Origin of the sequence: Helcobacillus sp. ACRRO, from assembly GCF_022347125.1 — a bacterium.
Classification (GTDB): domain Bacteria; phylum Actinomycetota; class Actinomycetes; order Actinomycetales; family Dermabacteraceae; genus Helcobacillus; species Helcobacillus massiliensis.
In genome coordinates, this window is the sequence record NZ_JAKRNG010000036.1 from 1 (window position 1) to 21,364 (window position 21,364).

19 protein-coding genes are annotated in these 21,364 nt (G+C 64.0%); 17 read left to right on the forward strand and 2 right to left on the reverse strand.

Annotated features, from left to right (window positions below; translation table 11 throughout):
• Positions 1-178: 178 nt before the first annotated feature.
• Positions 179-1,579, forward strand: coding sequence for a 6-phospho-beta-glucosidase (locus MHY20_RS10500; protein WP_239376664.1), 1,401 nt, complete (start codon positions 179-181; stop codon positions 1,577-1,579).
• Positions 1,580-1,614: 35 nt separating this feature from the next.
• Here the strand turns inward: MHY20_RS10500 and MHY20_RS10505 are convergent, their stop codons facing one another.
• A complete protein-coding gene (locus tag MHY20_RS10505) occupies positions 1,615-2,922 on the reverse strand; it encodes a DNA cytosine methyltransferase (RefSeq protein WP_239376665.1) in 1,308 nt (435 codons plus the stop codon).
• A 17-nt stretch (positions 2,923-2,939) separates the two neighbouring features.
• On the opposite strand from MHY20_RS10505, the gene MHY20_RS10510 reads away from it, so the two are divergent.
• The 15 genes from MHY20_RS10510 to MHY20_RS10580 all read left to right on the forward strand — a co-directional run bounded on the left by MHY20_RS10510 (position 2,940) and on the right by MHY20_RS10580 (position 18,641).
• Positions 2,940-3,365, forward strand: a complete 426-nt coding sequence (locus MHY20_RS10510) for a very short patch repair endonuclease (protein WP_239376667.1) — start codon at positions 2,940-2,942, stop codon at positions 3,363-3,365.
• A gap of 48 nt (positions 3,366-3,413) precedes the next feature.
• Positions 3,414-6,179 carry a Z1 domain-containing protein gene (locus tag MHY20_RS10515; protein WP_239376669.1) on the forward strand — a complete coding sequence of 922 codons (2,766 nt, stop codon included), beginning with the start codon at positions 3,414-3,416 and terminating at the stop codon, positions 6,177-6,179.
• Positions 6,176-7,156 carry a PD-(D/E)XK motif protein gene (locus tag MHY20_RS10520; RefSeq protein ID WP_239376671.1) on the forward strand — a complete coding sequence of 327 codons (981 nt, stop codon included), beginning with the start codon at positions 6,176-6,178 and terminating at the stop codon, positions 7,154-7,156. The genes MHY20_RS10515 and MHY20_RS10520 overlap by 4 nt, the downstream gene beginning before the upstream one ends.
• A complete protein-coding gene (locus MHY20_RS10525; protein ID WP_239376673.1) occupies positions 7,146-9,050 on the forward strand; it encodes a hypothetical protein in 1,905 nt (634 codons plus the stop codon). The genes MHY20_RS10520 and MHY20_RS10525 overlap by 11 nt, the downstream gene beginning before the upstream one ends.
• The gene (locus MHY20_RS10530) at positions 9,037-9,942 is read left to right on the forward strand and encodes a hypothetical protein (RefSeq protein WP_239376675.1); all 906 of its coding nucleotides are present in this window, start codon (positions 9,037-9,039) and stop codon (positions 9,940-9,942) included. The genes MHY20_RS10525 and MHY20_RS10530 overlap by 14 nt, the downstream gene beginning before the upstream one ends.
• Positions 9,939-10,676: a hypothetical protein gene (locus MHY20_RS10535; RefSeq protein ID WP_239376677.1), complete on the forward strand. Its 738-nt coding sequence runs from the start codon at positions 9,939-9,941 to the stop codon at positions 10,674-10,676. Before MHY20_RS10530 ends, MHY20_RS10535 begins: the two co-directional genes overlap by 4 nt.
• 183 nt (positions 10,677-10,859) lie before the next feature.
• A complete protein-coding gene (locus MHY20_RS10540; RefSeq protein WP_239376679.1) occupies positions 10,860-12,311 on the forward strand; it encodes a sugar porter family MFS transporter in 1,452 nt (483 codons plus the stop codon).
• Between the two features lie 272 nt (positions 12,312-12,583).
• Positions 12,584-13,273, forward strand: coding sequence for a triose-phosphate isomerase (locus tag MHY20_RS10545; protein ID WP_239376681.1), 690 nt, complete (start codon positions 12,584-12,586; stop codon positions 13,271-13,273).
• Positions 13,274-13,297: 24 nt separating this feature from the next.
• Entirely contained in the window at positions 13,298-14,152 is an 855-nt protein-coding gene (locus tag MHY20_RS10550) for a class II fructose-bisphosphate aldolase (RefSeq protein WP_239376683.1), read from the forward strand.
• Between the two features lie 20 nt (positions 14,153-14,172).
• The gene (locus tag MHY20_RS10555) at positions 14,173-14,703 is read left to right on the forward strand and encodes a YjbQ family protein (RefSeq protein ID WP_239376685.1); all 531 of its coding nucleotides are present in this window, start codon (positions 14,173-14,175) and stop codon (positions 14,701-14,703) included.
• An 88-nt stretch (positions 14,704-14,791) separates the two neighbouring features.
• Entirely contained in the window at positions 14,792-15,397 is a 606-nt protein-coding gene (locus MHY20_RS10560; protein WP_239376687.1) for a PTS glucitol/sorbitol transporter subunit IIC, read from the forward strand.
• A complete protein-coding gene (locus MHY20_RS10565; RefSeq protein ID WP_239376689.1) occupies positions 15,394-16,446 on the forward strand; it encodes a PTS sorbitol transporter subunit IIB in 1,053 nt (350 codons plus the stop codon). The genes MHY20_RS10560 and MHY20_RS10565 overlap by 4 nt, the downstream gene beginning before the upstream one ends.
• Before the next feature lie 53 nt (positions 16,447-16,499).
• Entirely contained in the window at positions 16,500-16,868 is a 369-nt protein-coding gene (locus MHY20_RS10570) for a PTS glucitol/sorbitol transporter subunit IIA (protein ID WP_239376691.1), read from the forward strand.
• A 3-nt stretch (positions 16,869-16,871) separates the two neighbouring features.
• A complete protein-coding gene (locus tag MHY20_RS10575) occupies positions 16,872-17,312 on the forward strand; it encodes a transcriptional regulator GutM (RefSeq protein ID WP_239376693.1) in 441 nt (146 codons plus the stop codon).
• 30 nt (positions 17,313-17,342) lie between these two features.
• A complete protein-coding gene (locus MHY20_RS10580) occupies positions 17,343-18,641 on the forward strand; it encodes an oxidoreductase (RefSeq protein ID WP_239376695.1) in 1,299 nt (432 codons plus the stop codon).
• Between the two features lie 79 nt (positions 18,642-18,720).
• Here the strand turns inward: MHY20_RS10580 and MHY20_RS10585 are convergent, their stop codons facing one another.
• The gene (locus MHY20_RS10585) at positions 18,721-19,704 is read right to left on the reverse strand and encodes a sugar-binding domain-containing protein (RefSeq protein WP_239376697.1); all 984 of its coding nucleotides are present in this window, start codon (positions 19,702-19,704) and stop codon (positions 18,721-18,723) included.
• Between the two features lie 131 nt (positions 19,705-19,835).
• Here MHY20_RS10585 and MHY20_RS10590 point away from each other — a divergent pair, with 131 nt between their 5' ends.
• Positions 19,836-21,272 carry an acyltransferase gene (locus MHY20_RS10590; protein ID WP_239376699.1) on the forward strand — a complete coding sequence of 479 codons (1,437 nt, stop codon included), beginning with the start codon at positions 19,836-19,838 and terminating at the stop codon, positions 21,270-21,272.
• Positions 21,273-21,364: the final 92 nt, after the last annotated feature.

A 21,364-nucleotide genomic window follows, 5' to 3' on the forward strand; every position in this document is an offset into this window, starting at 1 on the left:
GTCCTCCTCTGTGGGGGCGGGGTGCGGGGGCGGTGCGTCCGCGCGGGCCGCAGAGCGGGGTCTGTGCGTGCCATTGTCCCACCCCCGTTGATACTGGTCCCTGGTGGTAGCGTGAACGGCGTTCCCTGGGGCGCCCGTGCGTGGGGCGCCCGCGGCCGATCCGGGAGGTCCACGCCCTATGAAGCTCACGATCCTCGGCGGCGGCGGTTTCCGCGTCCCGCTCGTGTACCAGGCCCTCGCGGCCGACGACCTCATCACCGAGCTCGTCCTCTTCGACTCCTCCCCCGAACGCCTCGGCGTGATCGACTCCGTGCTGCGCGGCCTGGACCTGGGCCTGCCGTTCACGGCGACCACGGACCTCGATGAGGCGCTTCACGGTGCGGACTTCGTGTTCGCCACCATCCGCGTGGGCGGCGCGGCGGGCCGCATCGTCGATGAGCGCGTGGCGCTGAACCTCGGCCTGCTGGGGCAGGAGACGATCGGCGCGGGCGGCCTCTCCTACGCGCTGCGCACTATCCCGGTGATGAGGCATATCGCTGAGCGGATCGCTGAGCTGGCGCCGGGCGCGTGGACGATCAACTTCACGAACCCGGCCGGCATCGTCACGGAGACGATGCGCGGCGTGCTCGGGGACCGCGTGGTGGGGATCTGCGATACCCCGATCGGTCTGGTCCGACGGGTGCAGCGCGTGGCCGAGGCCGCGGGCCTGGGTGGGCCGACGGGTGCCGGGGAGAGCGTCGGCGCGATCGACTATGTGGGGCTGAACCATCTGGGATGGCTGCGAGGCCTGGAGGTGGGCGGCCGCGATGTTCTGCCCGCGATTCTGGAGCGCGATGACCTGCTGGAGGAGATCGAGGAGGCTCGCACGGTCGGGTTCGACTGGGTGCGGGCGCATCAGGTTCTGCCGAACGAGTACCTGTTCTACTACCTGTTCCATGAGGACGCGGTCCGGTCGATCACGGAGGCCCCGGCGACGCGCGGAGAGTTCCTCCTGGAACAGCAGGGCGAGTTCTACCGCACAGCGGAGGCCGCGGCGCAGGCCGGAAACAGCGGCCATGCGGGGGCGGAGCGCGCCGCGGAGGTGTGGGCGTCTGCCCTGCGGGAGCGAGAGGCGACCTATATGGCTGAGGCCCGTGACGAGGGTGAGGAGCGCCGCGAGGAGGACGTGGCCGGCGGCGGCTACCAGGAAGTGGCGCTGCGGCTGATGACGGCGATTGCGCGGAACCGGCCAGAGCGGATGATCCTTGATGTGGGCAATGCGCCCACAGGTTCCGGCGAGCGCCTCGTCCCCCAGCTGCCGGACGATGTGGTGCTGGAGGTGCCGTGCGTGGTGGACGGCTCAGGTGTGCACCCGGAACCGCTGCGCTCCCCCGTGGCGCTGGACCAACTGGGGTTGATGGCGCGGCAGCGGGCGGCGGAGCGGCGCATTATGCGTGCTGCGCTGACCGGCTCGAAGCGCGAGGCGTGGCTGGGGTTCAGTGAGCACCCGCTGATTGAGTCCCCGCAGCTGGGCCGGAAGCTGCTCGACGGCTACCTCGCGGAGCACGCGGTGCTGCGGAAGATCCTCACGGAGGACTGACCTGTCGCGGACTCTGCTCGAGGAGGCGCGTCCCCTCAGCTGAAGAGCTGCTGAGTCGCGTCCTTCTGGGCGATTTCGTATTCGCGGATGAGCGCAGCCGAGTTGATCGATGGGCCCGCGGGCAGGACGTCGTAGAGCTCACCGTCGAGGGTCTTCAGGATCGCAGTGATGATGGCTTCCGCCCCAACCGGCGGAACTGCCATGCCGATCTGACGCCGCACCGCCGTACGCCCACCCATGAATTCGAAGTCGTCAGGGAAGGTCTGCAGGCGTGCGCGTTCCCTGTTCGTCAGAGCCCGGTGCTCCTCCCAGTGGTACATGTGCGTGCCCCCGCCACCGGAGCCGGTCACTGTGTAAGCGGGGCGCTTCGGGTCGAGGCGCCTGTAGATGTTGCTGAGGGTGGCGCCCTTGACGTTGAGCTTCCACTGCTGACCATCGCTCCCGTATTCGGTGTTGAACGCGTTCTTCCCCGGCTGGATCAGCTTGAGACGCTCGATCACCTGAGGCTGGTGCTTGGGCAGCTCGTGGTTGAACGCTTCCGGATTGATCTCCGGACATTCAATCGCCTCGCGGGCGGTGGTCTGCTGTGGCAGGTTCGGTGTGGTCGGAGCCGGCACTTTGAAACCCGGCTTCCCAGCCGGCAGCAGATCCTTGCGGATGCCGACCACCAAGATGCGGTGGCGGGCCTGAGGCACTCCGTACTGCTCGAACTTGTACAGATGGGAGACGAGCTCGTACTCGAGGCTGTCGTTCAGACCGTCGATGCGGTCTGCATATGCTTCGACGAAGGCCGTCTCGGTCTTCGCAGCCGCCACCGGGTTCTTCAGGGCCCAGAGGATCTTGCCGAACGCGGTGCCGGAGTTCGCACGCGAAAGACCGCTGACGTTCTCGGCCAGGAACCATTCCGGTTCGTGCAGAGCCAGCGCCTGGACGCCATAGGTGTAGAGCGCTCCGAAGTCACCATCGAGGCCCTTGCGCTTACCGACGCTGCTGAAGTCGTTGCAGGGGAACCCGAAGGCGAAGGCGTCGTGCTCCGGCACTGTGGTCAGGTCGAATTGCCGGACGTCAGCTGTGCGCACGTCAGGTGCAGAACCATCGGGGTTCTTGATGTTCGCGGCGTAGGTCCGGGTGGTCTCCGGATGATAGTCGAGGGCCCAGGAGTGCAGGATCCGAGAGCCACTGCTCTTCTTCGAGGCTTCGTGCGCTCCAAGCGCAATACCCCCGGGGCCGCTGAACATCTCGCCCAAACGGTAGGTCTTCACAGCACCTCGCCCTCCACGACAGACCGGTTCAAGCAGCATACCGCGCGACGAGATTTTCCGCTGCCCCTCGGCCATTCCCATGGGGATATCGTGACGGAATGAACCCCAGGCAGGCCCCACCGGCGTCAGACGAGCACGCCCGGCTGACGATGAGGGCGAACCGCCGCCGCGACACCCTACCCGAGTTGAAGGTTCGGGCGCTGCTCCACCGAGCAGGCCTGCGCTACCGGGTGGACTACCCGCCCCTTGCCACCCTGAAGCGCCGACGGGCTGACATCGTCTTCACGAGACGGAAGATCGCCGTGTTCATCGACGGCTGCTATTGGCATGGATGTCCCGAGCACTACGTCCTTCCCAAGAGGAACACCGATTATTGGACCGAAAAGATCCGCCGCAATCAGGAGCGGGACACCGAGACTGATGCCGCTCTGCTCGAGGCGGGATGGCAGCCTCTCCGCTTCTGGGAGCACGACGACCCGCGAGAAGTGGCGCAAACAGTGATCGAGGCAGTACAAATGTCCTGAGCGCATCGCATTTCGCCCCTCATACGATGAGAGGCGTCCCGAGCAGAGGTGAGCATTTTGTACTTCGACGATGAAGAGGACAGCTTCGAGGATGCACTCGACGCCTTCGAGGCACGCATCAGCAGGGCAGAGGACCCTACTGAGGGCGGGCACGAATGGAACAGGGCCATTCGCATGGTGGGCCGAACTCGATCCAACTTTGCACAGGAGTTGCGTGACCATCTCGATCAACAGCGACGGGAAGCCGTTCCTGTTGTCGACGCTGATACGGCGCTCGTCGACTCTCAGCGCCGCAAACAGTGGTACTCCGGCCCCAGAAGCCACCGCGGGGTTTGGCCGTCGTACCGATCGGTGATCGAAGAGAACCTCCCTGAAGCCGCAGTCGGGACGATTGACGAAACGACGACGAAGATCCTCGGACTCGCCGCCAACCCTCTCACGCCGGGCGACAAGGCGAAGGGACTGGTCATCGGCCACGTTCAGTCGGGTAAGACCGCCAACTACGCCGGGTTGATCGCGAAAGCAGTCGATGAGGGGTATCGCATCGTCATCGTGCTCGCTGGCATGCATTCGAACCTGCGCCAGCAGACTCAGGCGCGCCTCGACAACGACCTCGGCTTCAACCGAGCCGATATCAAGAACTTCGCCTGGTTGCCCGGCACAGACAAAGAACGCGATGTGGGCGCGATCTCGGGAGTCGCCGGCCTTGGCAGCCGGGAGAACTGCCTCGTCTTCGTCGTCAAGAAGAACAAACGCCGCCTCGAGAACCTGCGGGACTTCCTGCACAGTCTCAACGAGTCGCACAGCAACCTGCTCCGCCGGCGCGCCGTGCTGATCATCGATGACGAAGCCGACCAGGCATCGCCGAACTCCACTGGCGAGCGTGACGTCCTCTCAACGATCCATCGACTTCTGCAAGAGATCTGGGGGTTCATCCCCACTGGCTCGTACATTGCCTATACCGCGACCCCCTTCGCCAACCTGCTGATGAATCCAGCGGACCCGCAAGGGCTGTACCCTGACGACTTCGCGTTCTCTCTGCCCAAGCCAGACGGCTATCTGGGTTCCGACGAATTCTTCAACACCACCCAGACAGCCGACGCAGAGGACGACCTTGCCGCGCACCTCTCCACCGAGGTCCCTGACCACGAAGCCGCTGAACTGACCGTCACCGGCAAGAACATCGACGCCTACGACCCAGAGATCCCCGACACCCTGCAGCGTGCGATCATCTGGTTCGTCCTCTCGACTGCGATCCGCCGTCTGCGCAGTGGCGACGACACGCACGCATCGATGCTGGTCCACACCTCCCACCGCGTTCGAGCCCACTTCCGCCTCAAAGATGCCGTGAAGGAATACGTTGTCGGACTCGCGAACGACCTGCCGTCCGAAGAAGGGGAGTTCCGCTCGGTCTTCGACGAGGAGTCCCCCCGCTCCGAGATCATTCGTCAGATCCTGGGGCGGCACGAGGCCATGCCGACCTGGCAGGACGTGTGGCACAAGACAGAGTCTGTCCTCAGCGATCTGTCGGTCAAGGTGGACAACGGCTTGTCGGACGACCGCTTGGATTACACAGGTGAGGGGCCGGAAACGGTCATCGCCATCGGCGGCGGCACCCTCTCGCGAGGTCTGACGCTCGAGGGGCTGTGCGTCTCGTACTTCCTCCGCAGCTCCAACCTCTACGACACCCTTCTGCAGATGGGGCGATGGTTCGGCTTCCGGCCGGGCTACGCGGACCTCGTGCGCGTCTGGGTTGCCCCAGGCCTACTCGACGAGTTCGCGCATCTTGCCCGCGTTGAACGGGAGCTGCGTGAGGACATCGATGAGATGTCCCGAGCGAGCCGAACTCCGAAGGAGCTCGCAGCCAAGATTCTGCTCCATCCTGGTCGCCTTGCCATCACTTCGAAGGGGAAGATGTCTGAGGGCGTCGTCGTTCAAGCGGGGCTCGGCGGAACCCGCCGCCAAACGATCTATCTCGATCGCTCACCAGAAGGCTCCGCCCGCTCGCAGGAGGCGGCCCGGGATCTGCTTGCACGCTCGCTCGCAGCCGGCGGCCGCATTCTGCACGGCACGGCGGCCGTACGCTCGGGAACCACGCTGATCACCGGCGTCGAGCACCACAATCTGATCGACTTCCTTCATCAGTACTGGGTGTCGCCAGTGGAGCGCTGGTTGCAGGCAAGCCCCATGGAGACCTGGTTGAAGGCCCACGGAACCGGAAAGAACTGGAACATTCTGGTCGTCGGGGGACGCGGCACCGAGCACTCATTGGGTTCAGGGATCACAGTGAAAACAGTGAGCCGCGCACCGTTCAGGAGCGAGCGGTGGTCCCGGGACGAAATCGCCCGGACGGCTGGACCCGGTGCCGACGTGGTGAACATCGGTGCGCTCATGTCTGAGCAGGACCTCATCGGCGACCTGCGGATCCTGAGCGCGAACGGCGAACTCGACAACCAGAACGCCGAACTGCTGAAGTCGGCTCTGGCCAACAGCAAGGGATCCTCCATTCGTGGATGGAAGGGCCTGCGCGAAGAGATCCTGCCGGATACCGGCCTCATCATCCTGTACCTGGTCGACAAAGACTCGCAGCCTCAGAAGAGGTCAGCAGACATCCGCGAGAGCATGACTTTCAAGCCCCACCAAGACGGCGAGGCCATGGAGGGCAACCACATCATTGGCCTCGGTCTCGTCTACCCACCGGTCCCCGGTGAGAGCCTTGACGAGTACCTCGCGGTTGAACTGCCCGAGCTCGTCGATGAGCGTGCCGAAGGATTCGAAGACACCGAGGGCGATGCGGAAGTGCCGGAACCGTGAGTGCCCCCTCAGAATCAGGACTTGAACGGGTTCAGAACGCATGGGCGCGGCTCGAAGTCCAGGACCTCCACGGGACGCCAGCCAGCTTTCGGATTGGGCCGGGGCTGCGTGCCGATGAGGTCAAGCTGTCCCGGGATGAGAACGGAGATCCCCACCTGCTCGTCAAGCTCCCTCGCGGCCGCACACGGCCCGACATCCCTGTCGGAGCCGTCCTGCCGCATCAGTGGCGCGAGCTGAGAGAGGACGGGGAAACCGTCACGCGACTGGACGTCTCCTGCCCGCATCAGCGCTTGTACCGGACGTTCTTCACCCTCATCGGGCAGATGCTGGACAGCGTCGGTGAGTCCGGGGTCGATGCCTACATCGAACTGAATCGAGTTCTGGCCAGCTGGAGGAAGGCTCTCCGATTGGAGAACCGTTCTGTGGATCGGCAAGCAGTCATCGGGCTGTTCGCCGAGCTGACGGTTCTGCTCCGCATGGCCGAACAGGACCCGGACGCAGCCCTGCACGCATGGCGAGGTCCCGAAGGTCACCGCCATGATTTCAGCCGAACCAACGCGCTGGAGGTGAAGGGCTACACGAACGAAGCCTCGACGGTGACGATCCATGGGCTGCGGCAGCTGGATCCTCCTCCATCGGGGGATCTGCACCTTCTCGCAATGAGATTGGAGGAGTCCACGGCGGGACGTACTCTCGCTGATCTGATCGAGGAGCTGGACGGTAGGGGAATCAGCGTCGACATGCTCGAGCAGCGCTGTGACTCCCAAGAGCCACTCTTCTCCGATAGCGAGATCCGGCTCCATATCCTCTCCGGGCGCGTCTTCCACGTCGGTTCAGACTTCCCGGGGCTTCGAGAGAGCCGGCTCTCTCCTCAGGCCCTCAAGGGGGTCGATCGGGTCGCGTATACGCTGCACCTCGATGCCTGCCCAAACGAACTCAACGAAGGGGACGTGCGACGTGTCATTCATGAGCTCTGACTCCGGTGCAACCGTGCGACCCCTGGACTGGTACGCGAAGCCCTTCACACAGGGGGACATTGACGGTTCCAGCAGCGACCGCATGCTGGGAAAGTCCAATCTCTCCTCGCTCGAACTGCTGATCAGAGAAACTGCACAGAACAGTTGGGATGCACGCCGGCGCAACTCGCGACCCCTCTACGGAGTCCGTGCCAGGTTCCTGGGTTTCAATCTCCGCCGAAAACTTGGAGTGCTTTTCCGCGACTACCCCGATCAGGAGCTGAGCCGGCTCTTGAACCGAGGAGATTTCGAGGCCCTGGAGATCTACGACCGCGGGACCACCGGACTCGATGGCCCGACGGATCTGAGGCCCGTGCGCAAGGGAGAGAGCGCAAACTACCAGAACATGATCTCCAAGCTGGGGGTCGCTCGGGACAATACGAGCACGGGCGGAACATACGGCTTCGGCAAGACAGCGGCCTTCCGCTACAGCCGAGTCGGTACAGTCATCTTCTGGACCCGTATCCGACTCGCTTTCGGGCAGTACGAACATCGCTTGATCGCAACCGCTTTCAAGGACTCTTACAGCAGAGACGGGACCCAATACACCGGCCGACACTGGTGGGGCATCCGCTCTGACCAGTCCGCACTCCCCCTCACTGGGGTCGAGGCTGAGAAGCTCGGGAACATGCTCTTCGAACGCGGTTTCACGGAGTACGAGACCGGTACGTCGATGCTGATCCTCGCGCCCGACTATCCCAGCGCCGAACAGCTGGATGACGATGACTGTTCGATCGAGGAACCACCCGACCTCGAAGCACTGATCGCCTCAGCCATTCGCAGGCACCTCTGGCCAAAGCTGATCACGCCCCCCGGCGAATCGTCGCCGCCGATGACGATTGAGGCCTTCTTCGACGGCGAAGAGATCGCTCTCGACCTGGGCGACGACGATGCTCTGCGCCTCTGGGGCTACGGACTCAACAGTATTCGAAGCGAGCGCAGCGGAGGCACTGCACGATTCGCTCGGCCGCGTTCAGCACGAGTCCGCCTTCACGACGTGCGGTATACACGCAACCGCATGGGCATCATCGGGCACCTCGCGATCGTCACATGGGACCCAGAGGTGTTGGAGCTGGAGGACTGGGACGACCTCAATCCCTATGCAGAACATGGCGGACTCGACGCAGTCGCTCTGATGCGGGGCCAAGCCGAACTGGTGGTAGCGACTGAGAACTGGGGAGCAGGCATCATCCCGAAGGGAGGACTTCACTGGCTGGCCGTCTACAAGGCCGCTGAATCGGCGGACCCTGTTTACGCGCGCGCTGAACCTCCCGCACACGATGCCTGGGTGCAGAACGCCGCTGACAACGACGTTCGGCTCCTGGTCCGCTTCACCCAGCGAAAAGTGCAGGAGGCGCTCAAAAATACTCTGGCGCCCCAGGCAGTCGAGGAACCCGGCGGGACGCAGACTCAGTTGACCACCGGCACCCTCTCTCATCGGCTGACAACGATTCTGCCTCCCGCCCCGATCCTGGACCCCCGAGCGTCGACACCGAGCAGGCGAGGCCCCGGTTCCTCTCCTAAGAAGCGCAGTGCTGCTGTTCGGATCCTCGACCAAGGGCCGATCGGTGCTGACGAGTTCGGGCGCCCACGTATACGGGTCCGCTTCCGTGTGGACGGCACCGATAGAGACACCCGGGTGAAGTTCAAAGCGTCCCTGGTCGGAAGCGACGGGGTCACTGAAGCACTCAGTCTGCGCCATCTGAAGCCGACCTGGTACCGAAACGCTCTGCCAGATGACCAATCAGTGGCTATCGTGCCGCCGGCAACTGACTGGTTCGTCGAATTCACGGGCGAATCCCGGCGGGCGGTCCGAGCTGATCTCACTCCGGAGGTGCGTCATGGCGAGCATTGAGACCTTCCCCTTCCTACGCCCGTCCCCCGGGAGTGTCCGTGTGGAGCAGCGGCTCCTTGCTCCGACCGAGGATCCCGAGGAGCTGAACGACCGCTGGTCCGCGGGAACAGAAGTGTCCGTTGAAGTCAGTGCTGAGATCGACGCGTCGTTCTGGTCGGAGACCGAGATCGGCGAGGACGAAGCGATCGAGCTCGTCGCTGTGGCCGATTGCCTCCCCGCCCGTCAGCGATGGATCGAGCGATCGAAATTCACCCCCAACGGAGATACCTGGGAAGCCCTGTGCACCGTGTCATCATCGGGGGGAGTCCTCGCGGGCGAACTGGCAGTGCAGGCCTGGATCATCGGGCCTGGACGAACGTTCACCTCCGGAAAGTCCTTGGACGTTCATCCCCGAGCCAAACTGTGGTCGTCAGATCCGACCGTCTACACGCTGGACATGCAGTTCGATGGCTTCCCCACAACTGCAGTCTCGTTCATGAACACCGATCGCCCTCGTGTTCCGTGGCTCATCGAGTTCACCCCGGGCATGGAGTTTCATTGGAGCACCAACTCAAGTGTTCGTTTGCTCCTCAACTCTGACTTCCCTGAAGCCCAGCAGATCGCTGCCGGGGACGCACCGGTCCACCTGTACCAGCTCATCCAAGCAGACGTGTTCCTCGGTGTCGTCTCACAAGCAGAAGAACTGTCCGGAATCAGCGCGGTACCTCCTCCCAATGACCAGGCGTCGCTTGATCACACCAGCTTCGCGGCACTGGCACATTTCACTGCGCATCAGATTGGGTGTTCAGACCTGATGGAAGCAATCACGATGGTCCGCAATGAGCCCCTGCGTGTCATTGAGCAGTGCCGTGAAGCGGCCGCCTTCTATCAGACAGAAGGAGCTGGAGCATGAACTACGTCCTCGCCCAGTTCAAACCAGGGGGTGTGAGCACCGCCCTGCAACGACTCGAGGCGGAGCTCGCTGAGAGGACCACGCCTACTCCACCGGACGGCTTCCTCACCGATCTCACCGAGCTGCCCAGCACTGGCAACCCTGTCCCGACCCGCTTCCTCGTCGAGCTCCGAGGGCGGTTCCGCAACATCATCGCGCATTTGGATTCTCAGCCGCTTCAAGCGAAGAAGTGGAACTCACTCTTCGACGTTCAAGCGGGGAAGATTCTTCAGGACTGGTTCGCACGGCACTGCCCTGATCAAGCCGCGCGCCTCGAGGTGTGGCCGTACCTGTGCATAGTCGTGCTGCCCGAGTACGTCGTCCGCCGGTTCCCGGCAGACGACAGAGGCTCACTCCAAGTGCAGCGCTATGCATCTGGGCGACGCAATGCGCTGTATCGGCCGTACCTGCGCGAAGTCGTCTTCGACGGTGCGGACCTGGAAGACCTGGGACTCAACGAATCCGAGCTGGTCGGCATCATGGAGCGCAATCTGTCCGTGAACCACGAGCTGGTCCACGCCATCGCCCGGCAGCTGCAACTCGAATCCAAAAGGGGCGAACCGGTCCGTACGGTGGCACGTGAGCTCATGAAGAAGGTCCAGTTCGAGCAGAAGACCACGGATCTGACGGGCATGTCGGATGACGAGCTCAGTATCCTCATGGCCCGATTGGCGGAGGAGACCCGTCGGCGCTGAGTCGATTTCGCCACCCGATGCCGATTCAATCAGGTGCGGCAACTGTCGGCCGGCGGCACCCGTCGGCCTCGGCCATCGGCCGCGCCCGCCCCACCGACTACCCTTGATCCGTTGCCCCGTCAGCGCACCTGACCCAATAGAGGGCGAGTGCGCGGCCCTCACGGTTCAAGGAGTCCCTCCGCGATGTCCTCCAGCGCTTCCGCGCGCCGCCTTCCACCCCTGACGTCCGGCCCGCACGAAAAGCGGCTCGGCCTCGTCGCCCTCGTCGCCACATTCGGCGGCCTCCTCTTCGGCTACGACACCGGCGTCATCAACGGTGCCCTCCTCCCCCTCAGCGACGAACTCGGCCTGACCGCGGTCACCGAGGGCGCCGTCACCTCCTCCCTCGTGTTCGGAGCGGCTGCCGGCGCGCTCGTGGGCGGGCGCATCTCGGACGCCGTCGGCCGCCGCACCACCATCCTGGGTCTGGCAGTGCTCCTGATCGCGGGCGCACTCACCTGCTCCGCCGCGCCCGGCCTCGCAGTCCTCCTCGCCGGCCGCATCATCCTCGGCCTCGCCGTCGGCGGCGCCTCCACCGTGGTGCCCGTGTTCCTCGCGGAAATGGCGCCGTACGAAGTCCGCGGCTCCTACTCCGGCCGCAACGAACTCATGATCGTGGTCGGTCAGCTCGCCGCGTTCGCCGTCAACGCCGCCCTCGGCACCGCCCTCGGCCATGTTGACTGGGTGTGGCGGGTGATGCTCGCCGTCGCCGCCGTCCCCGCGATCGTGCTGTTCGCCGGGATGCTGCGGATGCCGGAATCACCGCGCTGGCTGATCAGTCGTGGCCGCTACGACGACGCCGTCCAGGTCCTCACCAGCATCCGCCCCCGCGAGCGCGCGCACGCCGAAGCAGCGGACATCCGCGCCACCCTCGAGCGCGAACGCGCCGATGCCCGCCGCATCACCACCCGGACCGTCCTCCGCCGGCCGTGGTTCTGGCGGATCCTGCTGGTCGGCATCGGTGTGGCGTCCTTCCAGCAGCTCACCGGCATCAACTCCGTCCTCTACTACGGGCAGATCATCCTCACCGAATCCGGGTTCGGTGAGCAGGCGGCGCTGGTGGCGAACCTCGGCCCCGGCATCATCGGCGTGATCGGCGCGTTCATCGCCCTGTGGATGATGGAGCGGATCTCCCGGCGCACCACGTTCGTCACCGGGTGCACGCTCGTGGCACTCAGCCACACCCTCATCGCCGTGTTCTCCTCCGTCCTCGCCGCTGACAACCCGGCGCGGCCGTTCATCATGCTCGCCCTGATCGTGCTGTTCGTCGGGTCGATGCAGACGTTCCTCAACGTCATCACCTGGGTGTGGCTGTCCGAAGCGTTCCCGCTGCGGGTGCGCGCCTTCGGCATGGGGATCTCCGCGCTCTGCGGCTGGCTCACCAACGGCCTGATCGCCCTCACCTTCCCCACGCTGCTCTCCGCGGTGGGGCTCACGCCCCTGTTCGCCGGCTTCGCCGTCATCAACGCGATCGCCGCGATCGTGCTGCTGAAGAACCTGCCGGACACGCGCGGCCGCTCCCTCGAAGACGTGGAGATCGGGGTGGTGGAGCAGACGATCTACCCCGGCTCCCCGGTGACGCAGCCCACGCACTGACGAGCGCATCACTGACCGACGGCGCCCTGCCTGCAGGCACAGAGCATTGCATTCATCCCTCGGAACCCTGCCCATCAACCGTTACCAAAGTCCCGTCACAGCCTCGCAAGTACAAGGATTACATCGCCCTTCGGCCCCTACTGGCCGGTAGTCGTCGAAGGGGCTTGCCGAACGTCACAGCACGTCGTAGAGTGACATGCACAACTTGTTGCACCACTGCTGCAATTTAATGCGCTGTAGGTGCATGGTCACTCCCGAAAGCAGGCGCAAAGATGCCCACTACCAAGCTCAGCGGCCCTCTGCTCATCGTCAATCCGAAGGCCTACCTGCAGAGCGCAGATACTCTCCGACTCGCGCAGATAACAAATGGCCTCGCCAAGAAGTTCGGAATCACCACTCTGTTCACCGCCCAGCATGTGGACCTCCGGCTGATTGCTGACGAAACCTCGCATCTCACGGTGACGGCCCAGCATATGGACCCGATCACACCGGGTCGCGGCATGGGGCACATCCTCCCGGAAAACCTGGCGGACGCCGGCGTCCAAGCCGTCGTGCTCAATCACGCTGAGCATCCCCTGGATCTCGCTGTCCTCGACGCCACGCTCGAGCGGGCTCGTGAAGTGGGGCTTGCAACCATCGTCTGTGCCGACTCCGATGCTCAGTGTCGCGCTGTCGCCCATCTCGGACCTGACGCGATGATCTGCGAGCCGACGAGCGCGATCGGAACAGGCGCGATGGACGCAAGTGACTACATCGAACGCACCACGGCGATCGTCAAGGATGTGGACCCGACGATCCTCGTGATCCAGGCAGCTGGGGTAAGCAGCGGGGAGGACGTGGCTCGAGTGATGGCTCAAGGGGCCGATGGGTCCGGCGGCACCAGCGGCATCATCCGGCACCCCAGTTGGGAGCAGATCCTTACTGAAATGTACCAAGCAATCGTCGATTCCCGTCACGTTTAACGACCAATTGGAACGGACAGCACCATGCTCATCTCCATGAAAGAAGCGTACGCATACGCCGAACAGAACGAGTGCGGCCTCGCCGCCGTAAATACTCCGTTCTTCGAGCTTCTCCTCGCCGCGATCGACGTCGGCGAGGAGACCAATACCCCAATCATCCTGTCGTTCGCCCAATCCCATGAGAAGTACGTGGGCATCGATGAGATCGGTCCCGCCATGGTCACCCTGGCAGAGCGCTCGTCAGCTCCGTTCGTGGTCCATGTCGATCACGGTGAGGACATCGACTACATCGCCCGCGGTCTCGACATGGGCTTCAACTCGTGCATGATCGACGGATCTCTTCTCCCTTTTGAGGACAATGTGGAGGTGACCAGCCGGGTTGTGCAAATGGCGCATGAACGCGGTGTAGCGGTCGAGGGAGAAATCGGGGCGATGAGCGGAAACGAGAACGGCGACCCTTCCCAGGGCCTCGCCGATGCGTCGCTCTACACCACCCCCGAGGAAGCCGCTGAGTTCGTCCGCCGCACCGGCGTGGACAGTCTGGCTGCATCGTTCGGAACTGTTCACGGCCTTTACCGGCAAAAGCCGAATCTCGACTACGGACTCATCGCAGAGCTCCGCAACGCAGCCGGTGTTCCACTGGTCATGCACGGCGGTTCGGGCCTCTCCATCAAGGAATACCGCGAGACGATCAAGCAGGGAGTCCGCAAGGTCAACTACTACACGTATGCCGCAAAAGCCGCGCTTGAAGCAGTCCGCCCCCTCGCCGCAGATGATGAGACTTTTGTGTTCTCCGATCTGGCCGCTCGGGCCCGCGAGGCCGTCCGCGAGGACATCTTCGCCTTCTCCGCCGCCCTGAATCAGACACTCGCACGATAAACGGATCGAGAGGAATCACAATGACGACCACCATCACTTCCACCACTGTTACGTCACGAGGAGGCGACCCCTCCTTCATCGACGTCACCGATCAGGTGCGCGCCGCGATCGCTGACTCCGGCATCACCACGGGAACCTGCTCTGTCATTTCCCCTCACACGACCTGCGCTGTCTACTTTGACGAGTTCGCCCATGATATGGCGTCAAACGGAAACGACGACCTTCAGAACGACCTCAACGCGGCTCTGACGAAGATCGTCCCCGCCCAGAACGACTTTCCCCCGGCGCACGGCTACGCCTACCCCGGCGAAGCGCATTTCCAGGCGGTGGAGTCATGGCCGGAGGCCGCGACCTACCTCCCTGATGGCGATAGGTCCCAGCTTCTGAACGCCGATGCCCATATCAAAGCCAGCATCCTCGGGTCGAGCGAAGTCTTCGCCGTGATCGACGGCAAGCCGGGCTTCGGTACCACCGGGTACGTCTTCTTCGTTGACTTCGACCGCAGTCGGTCGCGGCAACGCACCTGCCACATCATCGTCTCGGGAGACTGACCAAGCAGTTTCCCAATCAGCTCCGGCTCCCCCCCCATCACTGGGGCCAACCGGTGCTGCCCCCTCCACGCAGAACAAAGGAGTCGTCGTGGACAACAATCCCATCATGAAGGCCATCACCTGGGTGGCCGAGCACTTCATCGGCCTATTCCAAGAAGCCGCCGATTCGTTTATTGGGCTCGTCACCGGAGTTCTTCCCCTCCTCATGGTGATGCTTACCCTCATGTACGCGGTCACTACCTGGATCGGCGAGGACCGGATCACCCGTGCAGTGCGCTGGGCCGGCCGTTGGGCGCTGACCCGTTACACCATTATGCCGGTCCTCTCGGTACTACTGCTCACGAACCCGATGGCCTACACGTTCGGACGCTTCCTTCCCGAACGATACAAGCCGGCCTTCTACGACGCCGCAGTGTCGTTTGTCCATCCTGTTACCGGCCTGTTCCCCCACGCCAATGCCGGTGAGATCTTCGTGTGGACCGGTGTCTCCGCTGGTGTCCTCCAGGTGGCGCCGGAGAAGTACGCACCGCTGGCGGCGCTCTACTTCCTTGTGGGCATCGTGGTAATCCTTATCCGCGGTATTGCGACCCAGTGGATGACCGCCATGCTGATCAAGCGCGGCGGCCATGAAGAGACCTTCAAGAAATACGACGAGGCCTACGCACGAGGCGAACTCCAGGGCGGTGCAGCATGAGCTACTCATCCATTCGAATCAGCAAAGGCAGCTCCGGCTGGGGCCCCGGTTTCGTCATCACCCCAGCCGAGGGCAAGGACACGATTATTTCGGTCACGGGTGGAGGTATCCATCCGGTCGCACAGAAGATGGCGGACCTCAGTGGCGCGAAGGTCGTGGATGGCTTCACTAACCACATTCCCGATGAACAGGTGATGGCGGCCGTCATCAACTGCGGCGGTACAGCACGGATAGGCGTCTACCCCAAGAAGCGCATTCCGACCGTCGACGTCTTTCCCGGATCCCCCGGCGGTCCGCTCGAGCGGTTCATCACCGAGGATATATTCGTCTCGGACGTCGGCCTCAAACAGGTCACGCAGGCGGACGGTCCCACTGCTCCCCCGGCGAATAATTCGGGTGCCCAATCCTCCGCGTCCGATGCTGAGCCCGCCGTAGCTGCCGATGCTACTGGGGACCAAAACGCAGGCCGAACCGGAACCGCATCGACCGCGGCTCCCGCGGCAACGGCTGCGCGCCCAAAGGGCGCCACCGGCATTGTCGTCGCCTTCGGCAATGCCATCGGCTATATCATCAACACCCTGCTATCCTCGGGGCGGCAGGCACTAGATATCATCCTGAAAACCGTCATCCCCTTCATGGCCTATGTCGGCCTTTTGATCGGGTTCGTGAACTACACGGGGATCTCAGAGCTCATCGCCAACGCGGTCACTCCGCTCGCACAGAACCCGTTCGGACTCATCCTCCTGTCCACGATCGTTGCTCTGCCGTTTCTCTCCCCGATCCTCGGCCCCGGCGCCGCAATCGCGCAGGTGGTGGGTGTCCTGATGGGGACGCAGATCGGTGCGGGAGCACTCCCGGTTCATTACGCCCTGCCCACTCTCTTCGCCATCGACGGCCAGGTCGGAGCCGACTTCATCCCCGTAGGTCTATCACTCGGAGAAGCGAAGCCCGAGACGATCTCCGTGGGCGTTCCGGCCATCCTTTTCACTCGCCTCCTCACTTCCCCCATTGCTGTGGTCATTGCGTACTTCGCGTCGCTCCTCCTCTGAACCACTGCTGCCCCAATCACCCCGCATCAATCAACACCTAAGGAGAAGAACCCATGTCCGCTCTCTGGACCACCACAGTCAGCAGCATCGGCTCGGACGCCCAGGACATGTTCGAAGCCGGTGTCTTCATCCTCTTCGGCGAACCGGTCCCACCCGCCCTCGCCGACGTCAGCATCGTGCACAGGGACGCGAGCAGCGCGGCTCGCGACATCGCGCCCGGCGATGTGTTCCTCGTCGGCGACGAGCGCTACACCATCGACGAAGTCGGCGAGATCGCTAACAGCAACCTCACCGAGCTCGGCCATGTCGTCGTCTACGTGAACCAGCCCGATCAGGAGCTTCTGCCGGGGGCCATCCTCGCCTCTGGTGCAGATCCCGTGACCCCTGCCGTCGGCACCCGCATCAGCTTCACGGAGCAGTGAACAGTGGACATCGGTTGGCAGTTTCCCGCTCTGCTCATCGGGATGATGCTCCTCGGAGCCGTCCTCTCCACTCTGCAGGCGCGGCGTTACAACGCCGCCCTCCGCACTGCAATCGCTGAGTCGAGGAACGCAACCGATGTTCTCGTCTCCGGCAAGAACCGCTCGTTCACCGGTGGGGCAATCGTCGTCCTGGTTATCGACCCGACGGCAGAAGAAGTCGTCTGGGCGCGCGCGATGACGGGGCGAACGGTCTTCAGCCGCTTCCGTCGGCAGCCCACGCTGCTCGGCCCAGTCTCTACCGTCGTGGATCGCGCTCGCTCCCGGCATCTGAAGGCTGCGGTCGAGCACGCGCTCCAGCAGATTCCCACCCCCAAGCAGCCCAGCCGATCCAAGCGTCAGCGCGCTGCAGTGCGCCCGCAACGGCGCAATCTCGCGAACACGTAGTTTTCTTCCGCCTCGAAAGGAACCACCACCATGGGTTACTCAGCAGCACTCCGCCGACGCACCGAGCAAACCGGCAGGCCGATCCGCGTCGGAGTCGTCGGTGCCGGCCAAATGGGTTCGGGTCTGATCGCGCAGATCTGTCAGACACCGGGCATGACGGTCGCAGCCGTCGCGGACATCGTCCCGGAAAAGGCAGTCGCAGCACTCGAGAACGCTGGTCTGACCGACATTGTCAACGCCGGATCCAAATTGGATGCGGCGCACTGCGCAGTGGCCGAGGAGCGGCCTGTCGCACTCAGCGATGGGCTGATGCTTCCCGAACTCGATCTGGATATCGTGCTGGAGGTCTCCGGCGTTCCGGAAATCGCAGCGCTCATCGCTTATACGTGCATCACCAAGAAGATGGACGTTGCTCTGATGACAGTGGAGGCTGACATCACGGTGGGGCCGCTGCTCAGCCGCATGGCCAACGCGGGTGACTCGGTCTACACCATCTGTCGCGGCGACGAGCCCGTGGAGTGCCTAAAGCTTGTCGAATACGCCGAAGATCTCGGTCTGACCGTAATCAGTGCAGGCAAGGGCAAGAACAATCCCAACCGGCCACACTCGGTCCCCGCCGACAACGAGGCTGAGGCTGCTCGTAAGAACATGAACCCGCGCATGCTCACCGAGTTCACCGACGGCACCAAAACCCAGCTCGAGATGGCAGCCCTGTCGAACGCGACGGGATTCCCGGTGGAGGTGGAGGGCATGCACGGTCGCGAGGTGAACGTTGCGGAGTTGGCAGAGCAGCTCATTCCGGTGACGGACGGCGGGTTCCTCGAATCCGATGGGCCCGTAGTCGAATACGTGACCGGTGACGTGGCTCCAGGTGTCTTCGTCATCGTGAAGTCAGAAAGCGATGTCGTGACCCATGAGCTGGACTACCTGAAGCTCGGCAAGGGACCGTACTATCTGTTCTACAGGCCGTGGCACATTGCCTCGATCGAGGCCCCGCTGTCCATTGCGGAGGCCGTGCTGAACCGACGCCCCGACTTCCAATCGACGACGGTGACGACCGAGGTCGTTGCCCGTGCAAAGTCTGCTCTGGAATCAGGCACCGTCCTCGAGGGAATGGGCGGGGACCACTACTACGGCTGGGCGGTCCCAGCGGAAAAGGCCCGTAGGGAGAAGCTTGTGCCGATCGGCCTTCTCAACAGCGCCACGCTGACAGCCTCCAAGGGTACGGATGAATTCCTGACCTACAACGATCTTCAGCTCGATGAGTCACGTCCCCTGGTCGCGATGCGCCGGATGCAGGACACGCTGGTTGCCAAGGGCGTCATCTGACCGCAAGGGCCGGGCTGATCTCCCTGCCTTACAAGGGTGGGGTGCCGCACATCGAGGCGGCGCCTCACCCTTATCCCGTTTAACAGCCATTCGCGCTCCGCCGTGCGGAAGCGATGAGGGACTCCGCGAGGCGGTTATCGACCACTAGCATGTCCAAACTGTTCGTGGCAATCGCGCCCAGGACTCCGGGAAGCTTCTCCACACCAGCCGCCACTCCGACCACGAACGGGATACGGGCCAAATCGCTGATCTCCAACGACACCACTCGCTCACTAGTCGGAGGGCCCAGCGGCTCGCCTGATTCAGTCAAGAAGCGTCCGAGAACGTCTCCCACCGGACGCGCCGAGCGCACTGCCGCAAGCTCATCGGCGGACAAGCGCATAGCCGAGAGGACCCTTTCGGACGTGCCTATGTCAAAGGTGCCGATACCCACGAATGCGAGATCGCAACCGCGTCCGAAGTCGAGAGCTTCTCGCACCACCGACTCCTGTAACAATGTCTTCTGGGTGAGGGCCGACTCGACCACAGCCGGTGCATCGAAGCGCCGCGCCGTCACACCGCAGTTCTCCGCCAGAGTGAAGATCAGATGATTGCCGCTCGGACCAGTATCAGCAGATGGCATTCCGCCTACGATGCTGGCGAGGGTAGTACCTGCGGGCAGGGGCAGCGGCGGGATCTCCTCGATAATGGCGCCGACGCTCCTGCCCCACCCGAATCCAATGCGCTGCGAGTTTGGGGCCCGTTGTACGAACACTTCAGCCGCCAGGCGTCCCACTCCTCGTAGAGGGTCCACCCCGGGGTCGACGTCCGCGACGAGGACATTGGCCAGATCGAACCGGTTGAGCAGTTGCTCCTCCATGTCCTCGGCACGCTGGACTCGGTTGGCGCCGAGCACCCGAACCTGAACAATACCGAGTTTTCTTGCTGTTGACAGCTTGCGCGAAACGGTGGATTTGGAGAGCCCGAGCGCTTGACCGATCGCTGCCTGGTCCATGTCCTCGATCCAGTACATCCGTGCGATCCGGCGGAGCTGGCTCTCGGCATCGCGTGTCGTGCTCGCCACCGTTCTGGACTCTCCTCATACTCTTCCGCTCACAGGCTCTTCTGCAGCGCTGCTCACCCATCCTATGCACCGACTGTGTTACGCGCAGATCAAGGCGTCCCCCGGATGCTTCAGCTCCTAGAGTTAGGCTCATGACTCCGTCACACCGCTCACCGTCTTCGAGTCCCACCAATCTGTACTCCGACCGACCGGATGCCACGCATCCGTCGGCCTCCCCCGCGTCCGCCTCCGAGCCCGCACCCGCGCGCCTGACCCGCGCCGAGAAGATCGACGCCGCCACCCCCGCGAACCGCAACCGCGTGGTGGACCTGCTGCGCGCCCTCGCGATCACGGTGGTGGTGCTGGGGCACTGGACGATCATCGCGGTGGATGCCGACGGCGGTCTCCAGCCCCACGGGGTGCTCGACGGTGCCCGCTGGACCCACCCGCTGACCTGGGTGTTCCAGGTGATGCCGATCTTCTTCCTCGTGGGCGGCTACTCCAACGCCCTGTCGTGGCGCTCCGCGCGGCGCAAGGACACCACGTATGCGTCCTGGCTGCGTGCCCGTCTGCGGCGGCTCGGCATCCCCCTCGTCCCCGTCCTCATCACGTGGCTGGTGATCTGCGCGGTCGCGCTCGCCGCCGGCGCCGATGCGGAAACGGTGCGCCTCGCCTCGCAGATGGCGCTGATCCCCACCTGGTTCCTCGCCTCCTACCTGCTGGTGATCATGGTGGCGCCGCCGCTGCTGGTGGTGTGGGAGCGCATCGGCTGGTGGTCCGTGCTCATCGGCATCGCCCTCGCCAGTGCGGTCGACTTCGCCTCCATCGCCCTGCACGTCCCGGTGGTGGGCTTCGCGAACTACCTGCTGGTGTGGGCGGCGTTCCACCAGATCGGCTTCGCCTGGCTGGACGGCCACCTCACCGGTGCGGGCCGACGGGTCCTGCTCGCGACCATCGGCGCCGCCGGTCTCGCGGTGCTCGTGGGCCTCGGCCCCTACCCCGTCTCGATGATCACCGCGGGCGGGGACGCGATCTCCAACTCCAACCCCACCCGCGTCACCATGGCGTTCCTCGGCCTGCTGCAGGCGGGGCTCGTGCTCCTGCTCGAGAAGCCGCTCGCACAGCTGATGACGCGGCCGCGCCTATGGATGGCTGCCGTCGTGGTGAACATGCGGATCATGTCGTGGTTCCTGTGGCACCTGACGGCGATGGTCGGCACCGCTCACCTCCTGCTCGCCCTCGCCGGCCGCATCTCGGCCCTGCGGGTGCTGCTGCCGGAGCCGCTCAGCGGCCCCTGGTGGGCGAGCCGTCCCCTCTGGTGCCTCACCCTGATCGGTGTGACACTGCTGTTCGTCGCCGTGATGGGCAGGTTCGAGACTGTCCCCGCGGACGAGCGGCCATCACCACCGGTGTGGCAGCCGATCCTGGCAGCAGTGCTGACAGTGGCGGGCCTGGCCGTGCTGGCATCCGTCGGCATGGTCACCACCACCGGGCACGGCCTCGGCGCCCTCGCCTGGTGGTGGGCGGCGCTGCCGATCATCGGCATCGCCGGCTGCGGCATCATCGACTGGGGTCGCGGCCGCCGCTGACCGCACTGGCGGCGCGGCCGCGACCTGCACCAGACTGGGCACCCACCGGCCCACGGCACTCCTTCCCGCCCCCCGACGAAAGGTGACCTGAT